General features: G+C 64.0%; 17 protein-coding genes. 9 read left to right on the top strand and 8 right to left on the bottom strand.

Translation table 11 applies throughout. The features are described 5' to 3' along the window. Nucleotides 1–201 precede the first annotated feature (201 nt). On the top strand, nucleotides 202–576 hold the full coding sequence (locus ADADO0_RS09710) for a hypothetical protein (RefSeq protein ID WP_511304929.1): 375 nt from the start codon (nucleotides 202–204) through the stop codon (nucleotides 574–576). Here ADADO0_RS09710 and ADADO0_RS09705 read toward each other — a convergent pair. The 3 genes from ADADO0_RS09705 to pncB form a co-directional block, all read right to left on the bottom strand. Further along, nucleotides 567–824, bottom strand: a complete 258-nt coding sequence (locus tag ADADO0_RS09705) for a hypothetical protein (RefSeq protein WP_511304928.1) — start codon at nucleotides 822–824, stop codon at nucleotides 567–569. The genes ADADO0_RS09710 and ADADO0_RS09705 overlap by 10 nt on opposite strands. Nucleotides 825–931: 107 nt before the next feature. Continuing rightward, a complete protein-coding gene (locus tag ADADO0_RS09700; RefSeq protein WP_511304927.1) occupies nucleotides 932–1,903 on the bottom strand; it encodes a BON domain-containing protein in 972 nt (323 codons plus the stop codon). A gap of 226 nt (nucleotides 1,904–2,129) precedes the next feature. Further along, nucleotides 2,130–3,422 (bottom strand): nicotinate phosphoribosyltransferase, encoded by a 1,293-nt coding sequence (gene pncB, locus ADADO0_RS09695; RefSeq protein WP_511304926.1) that lies wholly within the window; start codon nucleotides 3,420–3,422, stop codon nucleotides 2,130–2,132. A gap of 422 nt (nucleotides 3,423–3,844) precedes the next feature. Between pncB and ADADO0_RS09690 the strand changes: the two genes are divergently transcribed. The 5 genes from ADADO0_RS09690 (at nucleotide 3,845) to ADADO0_RS09670 (ending at nucleotide 10,338) form a co-directional block, all read left to right on the top strand. Beyond that, a complete protein-coding gene (locus ADADO0_RS09690) occupies nucleotides 3,845–5,320 on the top strand; it encodes a sensor domain-containing diguanylate cyclase (RefSeq protein ID WP_511304925.1) in 1,476 nt (491 codons plus the stop codon). A gap of 304 nt (nucleotides 5,321–5,624) precedes the next feature. Then, entirely contained in the window at nucleotides 5,625–7,400 is a 1,776-nt protein-coding gene (gene gcl, locus ADADO0_RS09685) for a glyoxylate carboligase (RefSeq protein ID WP_511304924.1), read from the top strand. A 293-nt stretch (nucleotides 7,401–7,693) separates the two neighbouring features. Further along, nucleotides 7,694–8,467: a hydroxypyruvate isomerase gene (gene hyi, locus ADADO0_RS09680; protein WP_511304923.1), complete on the top strand. Its 774-nt coding sequence runs from the start codon at nucleotides 7,694–7,696 to the stop codon at nucleotides 8,465–8,467. Nucleotides 8,468–8,712: 245 nt separating this feature from the next. Then, nucleotides 8,713–9,591, top strand: a complete 879-nt coding sequence (locus ADADO0_RS09675; protein WP_511304922.1) for a 2-hydroxy-3-oxopropionate reductase — start codon at nucleotides 8,713–8,715, stop codon at nucleotides 9,589–9,591. A gap of 276 nt (nucleotides 9,592–9,867) precedes the next feature. Continuing rightward, nucleotides 9,868–10,338, top strand: coding sequence for a CYTH domain-containing protein (locus ADADO0_RS09670; RefSeq protein ID WP_511304921.1), 471 nt, complete (start codon nucleotides 9,868–9,870; stop codon nucleotides 10,336–10,338). Nucleotides 10,339–10,344: 6 nt separating this feature from the next. Here the strand turns inward: ADADO0_RS09670 and ADADO0_RS09665 are convergent, their stop codons facing one another. Next, nucleotides 10,345–11,193, bottom strand: a complete 849-nt coding sequence (locus ADADO0_RS09665) for a uracil-DNA glycosylase (protein WP_511305083.1) — start codon at nucleotides 11,191–11,193, stop codon at nucleotides 10,345–10,347. A gap of 153 nt (nucleotides 11,194–11,346) precedes the next feature. On the opposite strand from ADADO0_RS09665, the gene ADADO0_RS09660 reads away from it, so the two are divergent. Then, nucleotides 11,347–13,017 (top strand): electron transfer flavoprotein-ubiquinone oxidoreductase, encoded by a 1,671-nt coding sequence (locus tag ADADO0_RS09660; RefSeq protein ID WP_511304920.1) that lies wholly within the window; start codon nucleotides 11,347–11,349, stop codon nucleotides 13,015–13,017. 45 nt (nucleotides 13,018–13,062) lie between these two features. Here the strand turns inward: ADADO0_RS09660 and ADADO0_RS09655 are convergent, their stop codons facing one another. The 4 genes from ADADO0_RS09655 to petA all read right to left on the bottom strand — a co-directional run bounded on the left by ADADO0_RS09655 (nucleotide 13,063) and on the right by petA (nucleotide 16,461). Next, nucleotides 13,063–13,608, bottom strand: coding sequence for an adenine phosphoribosyltransferase (locus ADADO0_RS09655; protein WP_511304919.1), 546 nt, complete (start codon nucleotides 13,606–13,608; stop codon nucleotides 13,063–13,065). A 200-nt stretch (nucleotides 13,609–13,808) separates the two neighbouring features. After that, a complete protein-coding gene (locus tag ADADO0_RS09650; RefSeq protein WP_511304918.1) occupies nucleotides 13,809–14,645 on the bottom strand; it encodes a cytochrome c1 in 837 nt (278 codons plus the stop codon). A 17-nt stretch (nucleotides 14,646–14,662) separates the two neighbouring features. Continuing rightward, the gene (locus ADADO0_RS09645; protein WP_511304917.1) at nucleotides 14,663–15,898 is read right to left on the bottom strand and encodes a cytochrome b; all 1,236 of its coding nucleotides are present in this window, start codon (nucleotides 15,896–15,898) and stop codon (nucleotides 14,663–14,665) included. A gap of 38 nt (nucleotides 15,899–15,936) precedes the next feature. Next, nucleotides 15,937–16,461, bottom strand: a complete 525-nt coding sequence (gene petA / locus ADADO0_RS09640; RefSeq protein WP_511304916.1) for a ubiquinol-cytochrome c reductase iron-sulfur subunit — start codon at nucleotides 16,459–16,461, stop codon at nucleotides 15,937–15,939. Between the two features lie 366 nt (nucleotides 16,462–16,827). On the opposite strand from petA, the gene ADADO0_RS09635 reads away from it, so the two are divergent. Then, entirely contained in the window at nucleotides 16,828–17,313 is a 486-nt protein-coding gene (locus ADADO0_RS09635; protein WP_511304915.1) for a tRNA (cytidine(34)-2'-O)-methyltransferase, read from the top strand. 29 nt (nucleotides 17,314–17,342) lie between these two features. Next, complete coding sequence (gene hemF, locus ADADO0_RS09630) at nucleotides 17,343–18,227, top strand: oxygen-dependent coproporphyrinogen oxidase (protein WP_511304914.1); 885 nt, start codon at nucleotides 17,343–17,345, stop codon at nucleotides 18,225–18,227. The last annotated feature ends 29 nt before the right edge of the window (nucleotides 18,228–18,256 follow it).

The raw sequence follows: 18,256 nt of genomic DNA, 5'->3' as shown, positions 1-18,256 counted from the left end.
AGCACCGGCAGGGGCGCTGGACGTGGGCATTCATGCGTCAATTCATTGGAAGTGTATCAGTCAGGGCGCGCGGCGCAATCATTGTGGGAATAGAGCGTGTAACCCTCTGTTCACCACAATTTCCACAAGCCTGCGATCTGGCAAGGGTTGGGAAAGGGAAACGCCTCATCATGCCGTCACGAGAGCCTGCGTGGGGACGAGATGATTGCGGCGGACATGGTGGAGCGCATGGCAATGGGCGCGCACGCGGCAGCGCGGCAGCGATACCCGTTGATCGAGCCCTGGGAGCACCTCACCGCGGATCGGCGCGCGTATCAGTGCGGGCTCATCACCAACGCGCTCTCGATGCTGACTGGCCGAGACGTCGTCAACCTCGCCAATTGCATCCCCGAAGTGGTGGTCCTGCCGGCGGAGCCGAGCCCGTTTGCACTGGCGGAACTCCAGGAGGCCGCCATCGGCGACAGCGGAACGGTCAGCGACGCAAAACGCCGCTACCGCGCGCTGCTCTCGGTGGCCGCCCAGCCGCTGCGCCGACGCGGACCCCGCGAACTTGGAGAACCGGCCGCTCAGACCTGATCGAGTGACAGCCGCGTCAGCCGCGCCTTCAGGCATTCCAGCCCGCCGATCATTCCATAGCCAGCGACGCCGCCCGCATAGGAATAAGCGACGCTCTTGTCCTTGTGCAGGTAGGTTCCCGCCAAGCCGACCAGTTCTCCGGCGCGCGCGGCTTCCAGCAGGCGCTCCAACTCCGCCACGACGGTTTGATTTGGCTCTGCCGCCTCCACCTGGAAGCTGCCTCTCAGGCTGACTACATTCTCGGACATCGCGACTCCCCTCGCCTCAATTATCTTTGAGGTTAGCAAATCTCGTGCCGGCAAAAAGAAGGGGCGCCCCGAAGGACGCCCCCAACCTCTCTCATATCTGCTTGAGGTCAGGTATTCTTGCTTGAGATGGTGCTGGACTGACCAGCGGTGATGCCGGTTTGCGTCCCCGGTGTTGCGCCGGTGCCATGGACGCGCAGATTGTTCTGCACATGATGAACGCCCGAGACGCGCTCCGCGATATCCTCGGCGCGGCGGCGCTGGAGCCGGTCGGACACGGTGCCGGCAAGTGTCACCTCGCCCTTGGACACGCTGACCTCGACTTCGGAAGCATCCACCTGACCGTCGTCGGAGAGGCGATCGCTCACGTCTTCCCGCACGCGGTCGTCGGAGCGGTTGTAGTTCTTGGGACCACGGCCGCGATGCTGGTCCTGATGACGGCGACGCTCGGCCTCCTCATCACCGAACCACGACGAGACTTCGTCGGACGCACGGTCCCAGAAGCCGCGTTCCTCGCGGTCGTAATGACCTCCGGACTGCTGTGGGCCGCTGAGGCCCCATTCCTGGCGTCCCCAATCAGGTCGGCCACGCGGGCGCTGGCCATTACCGCGTGCGAAATCGCGATTGTTGCCGCCGCGTCCATAATCACCATGGCCCGAAAAGTCATAGCCGCGCTCAGCGGTGCGGCCATATCCCGAGCCCGACGTGGGATAGCCGGCGCTCGAACCGCGCTCCGGATCCGTTCCGTAATCCTCGTAGGGGCCACGGCCATAATCGCGATAGGGCGAGCTACGATGGCGATAGTCGCCCTCGTCCGCGCCCGACCAAGACGAGCGGGCATCGAATGAACTGAAGTCGCCGCGCGGTCCCTGCTCACGGGGCTGGTTGCGTGATGCGGCGGACGGGTCGCCGCCACGGCCGTATTCGTTTCGATAGCCACCGTCTCGGCCATGGCCGGAAGACGAGTCATTCCCATAAGTGTCGGAACCACTGCGATAAGCGCGGTCCTCAGGCCGATCAGACCTGGCATCCTGCTCGCGGTCGTTGCGGCTATATTCATCGTTGCGCCAATTCTGGGCCATTCATTCCTCCTGCATTGGGCAAAAGATAGCGCCCCCTCGCAAGACAAACGTCGTCCCCGGATTGCCGTTCCTCTGAATTAAGGCAAATGTGCACAAATGATAATCATGTGCAAAAAGTATAAACACGCCGATGAATTGAGCAAAGCGCACACCCGCAAAGATGCGAAAAACGGCAAAGCTCAAGATCGATAACTCTGAAGCTTGGCGATTACAGACCGTCGAACGATCACACGATTGCGGGGCGCGCCTGTTGGGGGCCGACCTTGAACAGCCGCTTGTAACGCTCGATCTCTTCCGGCGGCCCCATCGCCTTGGTGGGATTGTCGGACAACTTCACCGTCGGGTGCCCATCTGCGGAAATCACCTTGCAGACGATGGAAACCGGGTCGAGCGCCCCAGCCGGCGCAAGGCCCCTGAAATCGTTGGTCAGGAGGGTGCCCCAGCCAAAGCCGAGGCGCATGCGCCCGGAGAAGCGGGCGGTGATGCGCGCCACCTCCTCCGCATCCAGCCCATCGGAAAAGATGGCGAGCTTTTCGGCCGGGTCCTGGCCGCGCGAGCGCCACCAGGCGATCGCTTCTTCCCCGCCTTCCAGCGGGTCCTTGCTGTCGATGCGGATGCCGGTCCAACCCGCCAGCCAGTCGGGCGCATCGGCGAGGAAGCCGGTGGTGCCGTATGTGTCCGGCAGCATGATCCTGAGATTGCCGTCGTATTCTTCCTGCCAGTCCGCCAGCACCTCATAGGGCGCCTGGACCAATTCCTCGTCGGTCCGCGCCAGGGCGGTGTAGACCATCGGCAATTCGTGGGCGTTTGTGCCTGCCGCCTCCACTTCGTGCCGCATGGCGATGAGGCAGTTGGAGGTGCCGAGGAAGGTTTCGCCCAGCCCCTCGATCAACGCCTGCACGCACCAATCCTGCCAGAGGAAACCGTGGCGGCGGCGCGTACCGAAGTCGGCGAGGTTCACCGGGCCAAGGGTCTTGAGGAACGCGATCTTCTCCCACACCCGCGTCATGGCGCGGGCATAGAGGATTTGAAGCTCGAACTTTCCCAACCCCTTCAGCACCGCACGCGAACGCAGTTCGTTGAGGATGGCCAGAGCGGGGATTTCCCACATGGTGGTTTCGACCCACGGTCCCTCAAAAATCAGCTCGTACTGCCCCTCGCGCTTCTCCAGATGATAGGCGGGGAAGCGGAACTGCTCGAGCCAGGCGATATAGTCCGGCGAGAACATCTGGCGCTTGCCGTAGAACATGTTGCCGCGCAGCCAGGTGGATTCACCGCGTGTCAGCGAAAGCGAGCGCACATGGTCGAGTTGCTCGCGCAGCGCGCCCACGTCGATGATATCGGCGAGCCTGATGTGGCTGGTGCGGTTGTGAATTCCAAACGTGACCTCGACATCCCGGTGGCGCCGGAAAATCATCTGGCCCATGAGCAATTTGTAGAAATCGGTGTCGAGCACCGAGCGGACGATCGGGTCGATCTTCCAGGTGTGATTATAGACGCGGGTGGCAATGTCGATCATGGCAATGTCTCAGGGATCGGCGAACTCTCGGCCCACGCATCCCAGCGGCAGATAACGAATCGTCCCTACAATGACGCCTTGCTGCCCCGTGGGGAACCGCACGATCCGAAGTTGCAGCCGCTTACACCTGAACCCGCAACCTTCCAAGGCCTTCTCCAGCGGAGCAATGGCGTGGGACGACAACCCCACCGCGCGCCGCTGGCAGCGACGTTGGGGAATGGGCAGAGTGCCGAAAAACGCCGTGGCGGCGCCTCGGTGCGAAAGCACAGTGCATCAGGTGTGAAGAGATGGCAGCTGAGATTCACACGCGCACCTCAACGGACTTAAGCGGAACGTTAAGTACAGTTATCGCCGTCGTCTAACGCGAGCGGCTCTGTTATCCTAACATATGTCGAGTGTATACAATTGAGCGAGCGGAAACCATGAAGCGGGTCCCCGGCGGCTCAACGGCCGTTGAAAAGGGTGACTGGGCGCAGGCGCTTCAGTCGCTGAAACATTTGCTCACTCTCAGCGATGTCGGCCTTGAGCAGCTTTACGATGCCTATCTCGGGGCCGCGCGCGAGGTGTTCGGCCTGAAGATCGGCGTCATCGGCACGCTGGATGCAGGCGTCTACACGTTCGCGAAGATCCAGGCGGAGGCTCAGTTTCCATACCGGGAGGGCGATACACGGCCGATCGCAAACCTGTTCGCAGCTGAGGCGATGAACACCCAGGCGAGCCTGTTTTGCCACGACATCGGGCGCGATCCGCAGCTTAGCGCCCACCCCCTCTATCACGAGGGGCATTTTGAAACCTATGCGGCGGCCCCGATCCGGGTCGCCGGCACCACCTTCGGCGTCATCAGCCTGTTGGATCCGGATCCTCGTCCGGAGCCCTTCACGTCCCAGGGCCGTATCTATCTCGAACTCCTGGCGGACATGCTCGGCCAGGCCATCGGCAGGCGTGAGTTGGAGGCGCGTCGCCTCAGTGCTGAACAGAAAAGCCGAGACGCCAATGTCCTGTTCGGGACCGCCTTCGCCAATGCGCCCATTGGCATGTCCCTTGTAGGCCTGGATGGACGGTTCTTGAAGGTGAACGCGGCGGCCGGACGGCTTTTCGGCTTCACAGAGGCCGATTTGCTGAAGCGGGATTTCCAGTCGATCACCTACCCCCCAGATCTCGACGCCGACCTCGACCAGATGCAAGCCCTGTTGGCCGGTGACACCACAGATTACGAGATGGAAAAGCGATATGTGCGGCCCAATGGCGAAATCGTCTGGGCCCAGCTTGATGTCGCGCTGGCGCGCCACGACGACGGCACCCCGCGCTGCTTCGTCTCCCAGATCCAGGACATCAACCCGCGCCGCGCCCTGATGAGCGAACTGGACCTGCGGCGGCGTGAATTGGAAGACGCCAACCGTAAGCTCATCCAATTGGCCGCACTTGATCCTCTGACCGGAATGCTGAACCGGCGCGCGCTGCGCCAGCGGCTCGATGAGGAGATGGCGAATGCGGTGAAGGCCGGAACGCCCCTCGCCTTCGTCATGGTCGATGTGGATCACTTCAAGGATTACAACGACCGCCACGGCCATCTTCAGGGCGATGTGGCGCTGAAACAGGTAGCCCATTGCCTCAAGGGCGCCGCGCGGGGGGGCGACACCGTGGGCCGCTTCGGCGGCGAGGAGTTCATGCTGCTGTTGCCCCAGACCGGGGAGAAGGATGCCTTTAGCGTGGCCGAGCGGGTGCGCACGCGGGTCGCCACCTCCAAGGATTTGCGTTGGCCGCTGACCGTCAGCGCCGGCGTGCATGTGTTCCAGCCGGAGGGCGTGGCAATCCCCGTGGACCGCCCCATCGCCCAGGCGGATGTGGCGCTCTACAAGGCCAAGCAGCTTGGCCGGAACCGCGTCGAGGTCGTCTGAGCCCCTGTAATTTACTTTTAATTACAACATATTAGACCCATTTCCCATCGTCTTTATCCCCTCTGCCGCTTGCAGGGGAGGATTAGGGAGGGGGAATGCGTGAGGCATGGTTGGGGGCGAAGCGTCCGTAGAGGCTCCTGCCCCCTCCCCAGCCAGCGGGAGAGGGGGCAAGCATCGTTTCAAGCGCCGGAACGCGCCTTTTGATTATTTCCAAAAAGGCATCAATGTACTTCCAATTCTTCCCATAGAAGCAAATGAGGCTTCAGCGCATCCTCTTCTAAAGTCTAATAGAGGGGAGGTTGTCATGGCTCGCATGCGTGCTGTCGATGCTGCTGTCCGGGTTCTTGAAAAGGAAGGCATCACCTGCGCCTTCGGTGTTCCTGGCGCGGCGATCAATCCGCTTTATTCCGCGCTGAAGGCGCGCGGCTCCATCCGCCACGTCTTGGCGCGCCATGTGGAAGGCGCCTCGCACATGGCCGAGGGCTACACCCGCGCGGTTGCCGGTAACCTCGGGGTCTGCATCGGCACCTCCGGCCCCGCCGGCACCGACATGATCACCGGCCTGTATTCCGCCCAGGCGGATTCGATCCCGATCCTGTGCATCACCGGCCAAGCGCCGCGTTCCCGCCTCTACAAGGAGGATTTCCAGGCGGTGGACATCGAATCCATTGCCAAGCCCGTCACCAAATGGGCCGTCACCGTGCGCGAGCCCGCGCTTGTGCCGATGGTGTTCCAGCAGGCATTCCACGTCATGAAGTCGGGGCGTCCCGGCCCGGTGCTCATCGACCTGCCGATCGACGTGCAAATGGCCGAGATCGAGTTCGATGAGGACACCTACGCCCCCCTGCCGGTCTACAAGCCCAAGGCGACCCGCGCACAGGCAGAGAAGGCCCTGTCCTTCCTGCTCGCCAGCGAACGCCCGCTGATCGTCGCCGGCGGCGGCATCATCAATGCCGATGCCGCAGACCTGCTGGTGGCGTTCGCGGAAATCACCGGCGTGCCTGTCATTCCGACCCTGATGGGCTGGGGTGTCATCCCCGACGATCATCCGCTGATGGCCGGCATGTGCGGGCTCCAGACCTCGCATCGCTATGGCAATGCGAACATGCTGGCGTCCGATTTCGTGCTGGGCATCGGCAACCGGTGGGCCAACCGCCACACCGGCTCGGTGGAGGTCTACACCAAGGGCCGCAAATTCGTCCACGTCGACATCGAACCGACCCAGATCGGCCGGGTGTTCGGGCCCGACTTCGGTCTCGTCTCCGACGCCCACGCGGCGCTCGAACTGTTCGTCGAGATCGCCCACGAATGGAAGGCCGCCGGCAAGCTGCCGGATGTCTCGGCCTGGGCGGACGAATGCCTCGCCCGCAAGCAGACCATGCTGCGCAAGTCGCATTTCGACAACGTGCCCCTCAAGCCCCAGCGGGTCTATGAGGAGATGAACGAGGCGCTCGGCCGCGACGTGACCTATGTCACCACCATCGGCCTTTCGCAGATCGCGGGCGCACAGTTCCTGAACGTCTACGAGCCGCGCAACTGGATCAATTGCGGACAGGCCGGACCGCTCGGCTGGACCCTGCCGGCGGCGCTCGGTGTGCGCGCGGCGCGGCCGGAGGCGAAGATCGTCGCCCTTTCGGGCGACTATGATTTCCAGTTCATGATCGAGGAACTGGCGGTGGGCGCCCAGCACAAGCTGGCCTATCTCCATGTTGTCGTGAACAATTCCTACCTCGGGCTGATCCGGCAGGCGCAGCGCGGCTTCGAGATGGATTTCGAGGTGTCGCTGGCCTTCGACAACATCAATTCCGAGGAGGCCGGCGGCTACGGGGTCGACCATGTGGCGGTGGCGGAAGGGCTCGGCTGCAAGGCGATCCGGGTGCGCACGCCCAACGAGTTCAAGGACGCTTTCGCCAGCGCCGAAGCCCTGATGAGGGAACATCAGGTGCCGGTGGTGATCGAGTTCATCCTGGAGCGGGTGACCAATATCGCCATGGGCGTGGAGATCGACAAGATCAACGAGTTCGAGGAAATCCTCGACCTGCCGGCGGTGAAAGTTCGGCAGGTTGAACCGGCGGAGTAGCGTCCGTCCCTCTCCTCTAGCGGGACCGTTGCGTTATTCCCTCTCCGCTTGCGAGGGAGGGCTGGCGTGGGGTTATGGTCCCGCCTGGATCACACCCGCCGGATCAAATCGAGATATACCCGCCACCGCGCCCCTCCCCCTCAACGGGGGCGGGGCGAAAAGCAGGAATTCGTGCCTCCTTTTTCTAACGGATTGCATTACCCTCCGGCACAAGCCGGGGTTCGTCACGACCGGGCCGGTCCCACCGGTCCTTCCCCCAAAAAATTCAAAAGGCTCAGCCAGCGGAGAGGTGAATGCCCAAGTTCGCAGCCAATCTGACCATGCTCTGGAACGAGATCGACTTTCTCGATCGGTTCGACAAGGCGGCCAATGCCGGCTTCACCGGCGTGGAATATCTCTTTCCCTATGCCTACCCCGCCGATCAACTGGCGGAAAAGCTGGCGAAGAACGGCCTTGAGCAGGCGCTCCACAACCTCCCGGCCGGCGACTGGGCCAAGGGCGAGCGCGGCATCGCGGTGCTTCCCGACCGGGTCGGCGAGTTCCAGGACAGCGTCGGCAAGGCCATCGAATACGCCAAGGCGCTGGGCACGCAGACCATCAACGTTCTGTGTGGACTCACCCCGCAGGGCGTGCCCGCTGAGAGGGTCCACGAGACGCTGGTGAAAAACCTGAAGTTCGCCGCCGCCGAATTGAAGAAGGCCGGCATCCCGTTCGTCGCAGAGGCGATCAACACCCGCGACATGCCCGGCTTCCACCTCACCGGCACCAAGCAGTCCATGGCGCTGTTCGACGAGGTCGGCGCCGACGACATCTTCCTGCAATACGACATCTACCATATGCAGATCATGGAGGGGGACCTCACCCCCACCATCCGGGCGCTGCTGCCGCGCATCAAGCATATCCAGCTCGCGGACAATCCGGGGCGCGGCGAGCCGGGGACTGGCGAGATCAACTATCCCTTCGTGCTCAACGCCATCGACGAGGCCGGCTATATCGGCTGGGTGGGCTGCGAATACAAGCCCAAGACGACCACGGACGAGGGCCTGGGCTGGCTCAAGGCATACTGAGGCGTGCGCCTCTCCCGCCGTTGTTCCCTCTCCCGCTTGCGGGGGAGGGTCAGGGAGGGGGAATTGGTGAGACATGGTCAGGGGTGAAGCTTCCGTCGAAGCTCCTAGCCCCCTCCCCAGCCCTCCCCCGCAAGCGGGAGAGGGGGCCGACAGCGCATAACGAAACGGTCACCTTGCGGGCGAGGGTTCAACCGCAAGAACACATCAAGCGCGCGAACGCGCCGCTCATATTGGGGAGATAGACAATGAACGTCGGTTTCATCGGCCTCGGCATCATGGGCCGTCCCATGGCGGGCCATCTCATCGACGCGGGCCACACCGTGTTCGTCCACAACCGCTCCAAGCCGGCACAGGACCTGCTCGACAAGGGCGCGATCGATGCCGGCTCGGCCGCCGAAGTGGCGCGGCGCGCGGACATCATCATCACCATGGTCCCTGATACGCCCGATGTGGAGAAGGTGCTGTTCGGCACGGATGGCGTGGCCGAGGGCCTGACCGCAGGCAAGACCGTGGTGGACATGAGTTCCATCTCGCCGGTCGCGACCAAGGAGTTCGCCGCGAAGATCGCCGAACTCGGCTGCGACTATCTCGATGCGCCGGTCTCCGGCGGCGAGTTGGGCGCGAAGGCGGCCTCCCTCACCATCATGGTCGGCGGCACTGATGCCGCCTTCGAGACGGTGAAGCCGCTGTTCGAGAAGCTTGGCAAGAACATCACCCTGGTGGGCGATGTCGGCTCGGGACAGGTCACCAAGGTTGCCAACCAGATCATCGTCGCCCTCACAATAGAGGCCGTGGCGGAAGGTCTGGTGTTCGCATCCAAGGCCGGGGCGGACCCCGCCAAAGTTCGCCAGGCGCTCATGGGCGGCCTTGCCACCTCGCGTATCCTCGAAGTGCACGGCGAGCGCATGATCAAGCGCACGTTCGATCCCGGTTTCCGCATCGAGCTGCACCAGAAGGATCTGAACCTCGCGCTGTCGTCGGCGCGCGCGCTCGGCATCTCGCTGCCAAACACGGCTATGGCGCAGGAATTGTTCAATTCCGTCTCGGCCAATGGCGGGGCGAAACTGGATCACTCCGCCATGGTGAAGGCCCTCGAAATGATGGCCGCCCACGACGTGGCTTGAGTGAGACCGCCCTCCCCGTCCCGGGCAGGGCGGTCGCAAATGGCGAGCGAAGTTGTTCCCCCTCTGACTGACCGTCATGCCCGGGCGTATCCGGGCACTTCCGCAAGGGCACCCGTTCCGGTTGCCGGAGTCCACCGGCCCCTCCTGCATCACGCGGCAAATAGCCCCATGCCGAGGTCTTCCCGGCCCGGCATCAGACTTGGCGCTGTCCCGTGCTGCCTCTACCATTCCTTTGACGCGAGGGCCGGTGCTCCTGCGTGGCAGTCGGGCGAATGCATGCCGGTTGAGATCGAACGGAAGTTTCTCGTGAGTTCCGATGCCTGGCGCGAAGGCGCGCGGGGCCAGCGTTTCAGCCAGGGCTATCTCTCCATATCCAAGACCTCCACGGTGCGGGTGCGGCGCGCCGGCGCCCGTGCCTTCATCACCGTGAAAGGCTCGACGGCGGGCCTCAGCCGGGCGGAATTCGAGTATGAAATTCCGGTCGAGGATGCGGACGTGCTGCTGCGCGACCATTGCCTCAAGCCGCTGATCGAGAAGGTCAGGTACGACGTGCCCTACGGCGGGAAGACTTGGACAGTGGATGTGTTCGAGGCCGCCAACGCGGGCCTGATCGTCGCCGAGGTCGAACTCGCCCATGCCGAGGAGCAGGTGGCCATGCCTCCCTGGGCCGGCGAGGAGGTCACAGACGACCCGCGCTACCGCAACTCCTCGCTCGTCAGCGAGCCGATGAACGGTGGCGAAGGATGACTGCCCTCACTTGATCGCCAGCGCCGCCTCGACCTCCAGCAGATCGCGCCATACCAGCCGCTTACCCAGCGGCGTGCGCAAGAGATAGGCGGGATGGAAGGTCGGCAATGCGCGGATGGTACGCGTTCCCGTGTCATAGGAAACGAAACGCCCGCGGGTCTTGGTGATGCCTTCCGTGGTGGCAAGGAGCGTTTGCGCCGAAGGGCCACCCAGGCAGACCAAAATGTCCGGGTCCGCCAGCTCGATCTGCCGGCGGATGAACGGCAGGCAGATGGCGGTTTCCTGTGGTGTCGGCGTGCGATTTCCCGGCGGACGCCAGGGGATGACGTTGGCGATATAGGCGCTGGTTCGGTCCAGGCCGATTGAGCCCATCATCAAATCCAGCAGCCGGCCCGAGCGGCCGACGAAGGGTAGCCCCTGTGCATCCTCGTCCCGCCCCGGCGCCTCGCCCACGAACATCACGCGGGATTTCGGGTTGCCGTCGGCGAACACCAGCCGGGTGGCGGTGCGCTTCAGCGGGCAGCCGTCGAACGCATCCAGCAGGGAACGCAATTCCTCAAGGCTTGCCGCCGCGCGCGCGGCCTCGCGTGCCGCCATCACCGCCTCGTCCGGCGGCTGCGCGGCCATAATAGGCCCCGCGACACGGGCGGGCGCCGGCACGGGACGCGGCGGAACCGGGCGCGGGGACGGCGCGGGTGAGGATGGACGCTCGGTTTGCGCCTCGGCGGGACGCGCATCGCGGGCCTGGCCGGCGACGAAGCGATTCACCGGCGCATCGCCCAAGGCAACGTCCACCCCGGCTTCCAGTTGGAAGGCCAGTATGTCGCGGAGATGTGGAATTGGAAAAGTCATGATTAGCCGTGGCGCCCGACTTCGATCATAGAGCAACTCGGCGCCCGCAGCGATGGCGCACACGCACAAGGTTCAGTGCATGTGCAGCAATCGAATTGTCAGGACGGCCCAAGCGTGGAAAAACTCCAAGGACGAATAATGCCTAGGGACGATGGAATGACCGACGCCGAACTGCCGGAACGCGAAGGCATGGATTATGACGTGGTGGTGGTGGGAGCCGGACCCGCCGGCCTCGCCACAGCCATCCGCCTGAAGCAGCTGGCCGAGGAGCGCGGGGAAGATATCTCCGTCGTGGTGGTGGAGAAGGGCTCCGAGGTCGGCGCCCATATTCTTTCGGGCGCCGTGATCGACCCCTCCGGCCTCGACATCCTGATTCCCGGCTGGCGCGAAGAGGCCGACGCCCCGCTGGTAACCCAGGTCGATGACGATCAGTTCTATCTGCTCGGACCGGCCGGCGGGGTACGGCTGCCGAACATCCTGATGCCGCCGCTGATGAACAACCACGGCAATTATATCGGCTCGCTGGGCAATGTGTGCCGCTGGCTTGCCACCAAGGCCGAGGCGGTCGGCGTCGAGATCTATCCGGGCTTCGCCGCGTCCGAAATCCTGTACGACGAGAACGGCGCGGTGAAGGGCATCGCCACCGGCGACATGGGCGTGGGGCGCGAAGGCGTGCCGAAGGGCGAGTTCACGCGCGGCATGGAGCTGCGCGGGCGCTACACCGTGTTTGCCGAGGGCGCGCGCGGCCATCTCACCAAGCAGCTCATTGCCAAATATGCGCTCGATGCCGGGCGCGAGCCGGGCAAGTACGGCATCGGTCTCAAGGAGCTGTGGAAGGTCAAGCCGGAGCATCACCATCCCGGCCTGGTCCAGCACGCCTTCGGCTGGCCGCTCGGCCACAAGACCGGCGGCGGGGCGTTCCTCTACCACATGGAGGACTGCCAGGTGATGGTGGGCTTCGTGGTCCACCTGAACTACCAGAACCCCTATCTCTCGCCGTTCGACGAGTTCCAGCGGTTCAAGACCCACCCGATCTTCCGCGACACGTTCGATGGGGCGAAGCGCCTGTCCTACGGCGCGCGCGCCATCACCGAGGGCGGCTGGCAGAGCGTGCCGAAGCTCACCTTCCCCGGCGGCCTGCTGGTGGGCTGCGGCGCCGGCTTCGTGAACGTGCCGCGCATCAAAGGTAGCCACAATGCGGTGCTCTCCGGCATCCTTGCCGCCGAGCAGCTGGCACCTGTTCTCGCCGAGGGCCGCGCGCAGGACGAAGTGACCGCCTATGAGGCGATGTGGCGGTCCTCCGCCATCGGCGCGGACCTCAAGAAGGTGCGCAACGTGAAGCCCCTGTGGTCCCGGTTCGGCACCTTCATCGGCATCGGCCTCGGCGCGCTGGACATGTGGACCAACACGTTCGGCTTCTCGCTGTTCGGCACGCTGAAGCACGGTAAGACCGACGCCGCCAGCCTGAAGCCCGCCGCCGGCTTCAAGCCCATCGTCTATCCCAAGCCTGACGGGGTTCTGACCTTCGACAAATTGTCGTCGGTGTTCATTTCCAACACCAATCACGAGGAGGATCAGCCGATCCACCTCAAGGTGAAGGACATGGCGCTACAGAAGACCTCCGAGCACGATGTCTATGCCGGGCTCTCGAACCGCTATTGCCCGGCCGGGGTTTATGAATGGGTCGAGGAGGCCACCGGCCCGCGCTTCCAGATCAACGCGCAGAACTGCGTCCACTGCAAGACGTGCGATATCAAGGACCCGAACCAGAACATCGTCTGGACCGCCCCGGAGGGCGGCGGCGGGCCGAATTATCCGAACATGTGAGTGAGAGGGCTTCGGCCCTCCCTAGGAGTGAGGGCGGCTGGGCTTTCAGTCGCCCTTGAAGGCGATCAGCGTGCGCACCGGCACGTCCATGGCGCGCAACTTGTCGGCCCCGCCGAGATCCGGCAGGTCGATGATGAAGCAGGCAGCCTCCACCTTGGCGCCGATGTTGCGCAGCAGCTTCACCGCACCCTCTGCCGTACCGCCGGTGGCGATCAGGTCGTCCACAAGGATCACCCGCTCGCCCGGCGCGATGGCGTCCACATGCATCTCCATTTCGTCCTCGCCATATTCCAGGGCGTAGGCCATGCGCACCGTCTGGTGAGGGAGCTTGCCTTTCTTGCGGATCGGGACGAAGCCGGCGGAAAGCTGGTGTGCCACGGCGCCGCCGACAATGAAGCCGCGCGCCTCTATGCCCGCGACCTTGTCGATCTTGGCGCCCGCCCAGGGCTGCACCAATTCGTCGATCGCCCGCCGAAATGCCCGTGCGTTGCCGAGCAGGGTGGTGATGTCCCGAAACTGGATGCCCGGCTTGGGATAGTCCGCGATGGTGCGGATCGCGGCTGCGAGATCGGTATCTGGATAAGAAGGCATGGGTACCGATCCGTGAGAGAGGCTATCGTCCGCCTAGCATCCAGAAAGCGACACCGCCAGGGGCTGCGTCGGGGGGCGTGCAGGGACTGGTTTGTTCGTGCGGCCTTGCGCCGTCTATAGCCCGCTGCAGGAAGCCCCGAAAACGAAAATGCCCGGGCAAGCCCGGGCATTTGTGTCTCGAAACATATGACCGCGTTCGCTCAGTGCGACACGTTCTTCCAGACCTTCTTCTTCGTGAAGTAGAGCAGGCCGGACAGGATGATCAGGAAGATGAAGACCTGAAAGCCGATGCGCTTGCGTGCATCAAGATGGGGCTCGGCCATCCACATCATGAAGGCCGAGACATCGCGGGAATACTGTTCCACGGTCTGCGGCGCGCCGTCGGTGTATTCCACCTGTCCGTCGCTCAGCGGCTTGGGCATCGCGATCTGATGGCCGGGGAAATACTGGTTGTAATGCAGCCCGGGCTGGACCTTCGTGCCCGCCGGCGGCTCGACGTATCCGTTCAGCAGCGCGTGGATATAGTCCACCCCGTGCTCCTGATACTGGATGAAGGCGTCGGTGATGAAGCCGGGGAAGCCCACATGGTAGGAGCGGGCCTTGGCCAGAACCGAAAAGTCCGGCGGCAGCGCGCCGCCATTGGCGACGCGGGCCGCCTGATCGTTCGGGAACGGCGCGGGCCAATGGTCGGACAGGCGGCCGGGACGCTGGAACATCTCGCCCTGGTCGTTGGGGCCATCAGTGACCTGATAGGCGCTCGCCACCGCCTTGGCCTGGGCCTCGGTGTAGCCGGGTCCACCCTCCTGCGCGAGGTTGCGGAACGAGATGAAGTTGGCCGAGTGGCACGAGGCGCACACTTCGCGGTACACCTTGAAGCCGCGCTGGAGCTGGCCTTGATCGTATCCGCCGAACGGGCCGGCGAACGACCAGGATTCACGATGCGGCCGGTCGTCATGGCCACCTTCCGCGGCCTTGACGGGGGCTCCGAAGAGGAGCGCCGCCGCCAGGGCACCGAAGAGAATGCTGCGATTGATCATCTCTCTCTCCGCGCCCATCAGCCCTTCGCGCCCTTGGCCAAAACCGCGTCCGCGATCGACGCGGGCAGGGGCTTGGGCCGCTCGAACAGGCCGAGCAACGGCAGAATGACCAGGAAATGAATGAAGTAGTAGGCCGTCAGGATGCGCGAGGCGATTACGTAGCCGCCCTCGGCCGGCTGCGAGCCCAGATAGCCGAGGCCAACCGCCACCACCGCGAAGATCCAGAAGAACTGGCGGAACAGCGGGCGATAACGCGCCGAGCGCACCTTGGACGTATCGAGCCAGGGCAGCATCGCCAGCATCACGATGGCACCGAACATGGCCAGCACGCCGCCGAGCTTGTCGGGGATCGACCGCAGGATCGCGTAGAACGGCAGGAAGTACCATTCAGGAACGATATGCGCCGGGGTCGAGAGCGGATTGGCCGGGATGTAATTGTCGGAATGGCCGAGATAGTTGGGGATGTAGAAGATGAACCAGCTGAAGAACAGCAGGAACACCACCATCGCGAACACGTCCTTGATGGTCGCGTAGGGCGTGAACGGCACGGTATCCTTGGCGACGCTCTTGACCTCGACGCCGGTCGGATTGTTCTGGCCAACGTGGTGCAGCGCCCAGATGTGCAGGACGACCACGCCGGCGATCATAAACGGCAGGAGATAGTGCAGGGAGAAGAAGCGGTTCAGGGTCGGGTCGCCGACCGAATAGCCGCCCCACAGGTACAGCACGATGGTCTCGCCGATCACGGGGATGGCGGAGAACAGGTTGGTGATAACCGTGGCGCCCCAGTAGGACATCTGGCCCCACGGCAGCACGTAGCCCATGAAGGCGGTCGCCATCATCAGCAGGTAGATGATCACGCCGAGCACCCAGAGGATTTCGCGGGGCGCCTTGTAGGAGCCGTAATACATGCCCCGGAACATGTGAATGTAGACCGCGACGAAGAACATCGACGCGCCGTTGGCGTGGATATAGCGGATCAGCCAGCCATAGGACACATCGCGCATGATGTGCTCGACGCGGGCGAACGACAGGGTCGCATAGGCGACATAGTGCATTGCCAGCACGACGCCGGAGATGATCTGCACGCCCAGCATAAGCGTCAGGATGGCCCCGAAGGTCCATAAATAGTTCAGATTCTTCGGCGTGGGATAAGCCACCGCCGAAGAATGCAGCAGCCCCACGATCGGCAACCGGCTCTCGAACCAGCGCGCGATCTTTCCCTGGGGCTGGTAGGTGGAATGTCCTTCCATGGGGTCCAACCTTTATTGAGCGAGGCGACGCGCGCGCGTCAGCCGATCACGATCTTGGTGTCGGAAACGTACGTATACGGCGGCACAGCGAGATTCAGCGGCGCGGGGCCGACACGCACGCGCCCCGAGGAATCGTACTGCGAACCGTGGCACGGGCAGAACCAGCCGTCGTAGTTACCCTGGTGGCCCAGCGGCACGCAGCCGAGATGGGTGCAGATGCCGACGACGACGAGGAAGTTGTCGTGGCCCTTCTTGACGCGGTCCTGGTCGGGCTGGGGGTCGATAAGCTGGTTCATGGGAACCGCCCGCGCCAGCTCGACGTCCTTCGGCGCCCGATTGAAAATGAAGATCGGCTTGCCGCGCCACTGAACGGTGACGATCTGCCCCTCGGCGACGGGGGACAGGTCCACCTCGGTGGTCGAGAGCGCAAGCACCGACTTATCCGGCTGCATCTGGGAAACAAAGGGCCACACCATGCCGGCAACGCCGACAGCGCCCACCGCACCCGTGGCGATGTAAAGGAAGTCTCGACGGTTGGTTCCCGAGGTCTCCGTATGTGCCACGGCGCTTGTCCTCACTCGTCTGTCCGGCCCCAGACCGTCGCGGCGCGCTTTACTGCGGTGGGAAGCTCCGTGCGCGGGAACCACCATTCCGCGCACGACGCGAGGCCTTGCGGCATCTCCGCTGCCCGCGGAACGCCACATTCGATTGCCTCTAATTGCACCCTCTTTTGCCCTTGTCCAGATCGAGCCTGTGCGGCACGCGGTCCTGCGGTAGCGGCATGAACGCGCAATACGAGGTTTACCCCCGCAAGCACCTCCAGCGCGGCCGCCCGGTTCAACGATCAGGCGGCAAAACGCCGACGGCGGCGTGCCCGCGCGGATGCACCGCTTGAAACGCGCGGCGTTTACACGCAAGGCTCCGGCATCATGATCCTTGCCCTGTTTTGCCCCGATATCGCCCAGAACGCCGGCACCTGCCTGCGCACCGGCGCCTGCCTCGGCGTGCCGGTCCATATCATCGAGCCGGCCGGCTTTCCGATCGGCAGCGCCGCCTTCCGTCGCGCCGGCATGGATTATCTCGACCATGTGGACTTCGTGCGGCACGCGTCCTTTAGCGCGTTCGATGACCGGCGCCGGCTAGAGCGGCGGCGTCTGGTGCTGTTCACGACACGGGGGGCGCAGCCGTTCCACGACTTTGCGTTTCACCCGAATGACGCGCTCCTGTTCGGCCGCGAATCGGCTGGCGTGCCGGAAGAGGTCCATGCGGCAGCAGATGCCAGGGTGGTGATTCCACTTCGCCCCGGTTTGCGTTCGCTCAATGTCGCAGTGACGGCCGGCATGGCATTGGCTGAGGCGCTGCGCCAGACCGGAGGTTTTCCGGGCGCCGTTCCCGCAGCGGTGGAACGGGGATAGAAGGCGCGAAGGTCAAGGAAGGATGGTCCATGCTCTCCCCCGACATCGAGGACCGTAAGGCGCAGGTACGCCCCTGGTTCGAGGCGCTCCAGGCGCGCATCATCTCCGCGTTCGAGACGCTGGAAGACGAGGCGCCGGACGCGCTTTATCCCGGAACGCCCGGCCGCTTCGAGCGCACGCCCTGGCAGCGCACCGACCACACCGGCGCCCCAGGCGGCGGCGGCACGATGGCGCTGATGCGCGGCCGGCTGTTCGAGAAGGTGGGCGTGCACACCTCCACGGTCCACGGCGAGTTCGCGCCCGAGTTTCGCGGCCAGATCCCCGGCGCGTCCGAAGACCCACGCTTCTGGGCGTCGGGCATTTCGCTTATCGCCCACATGAGCAATCCCCATGTGCCCGCCGTACATATGAACACGCGCTTTGTCGTGACAACCAAGAGCTGGTTCGGCGGCGGTGCTGACCTCACCCCCGTGCTCGACCGGCGGCGGACGCAGGACGACCCTGATACCATCGCCTTTCACGCCGCCATGGAGGATGCCTGCACGCCACACGCGGTGGCCGACTACCCCAAGCTGAAGGCGTGGTGCGACGAATATTTCCACTTGAAGCACCGCAACGAGCCGCGCGGCATCGGCGGCATCTTCTACGACTGGCTGGACAGTTCGGACTTCGCGGCGGACTTCGCCTTCACGCGGGATGTTGGTCTCGCCTTCCTCGACATCTACCCCAAGCTGGTACGGGCGAACCTCGCCACCCCCTGGAATGAGGCAGAACGCGAGGAGCAGCTGATCCGGCGCGGGCGCTATGTGGAATACAACCTGCTCTATGACCGGGGCACCATCTTCGGGCTGAAGACGGGCGGTAACGTCGCCTCCATCCTTTCCTCAATGCCGCCCGTGGTGAAGTGGCCCTGAGCGCACAAGCTGCCACCCGGGTGTGATCT

This window comes from Aquabacter sp. (assembly GCF_965279295.1).
Taxonomy (GTDB): domain Bacteria; phylum Pseudomonadota; class Alphaproteobacteria; order Rhizobiales; family Xanthobacteraceae; genus Aquabacter.
Note: the sequence above shows the minus strand (reverse complement) of the source record. Positions and strands in the feature narration are given on the sequence as shown.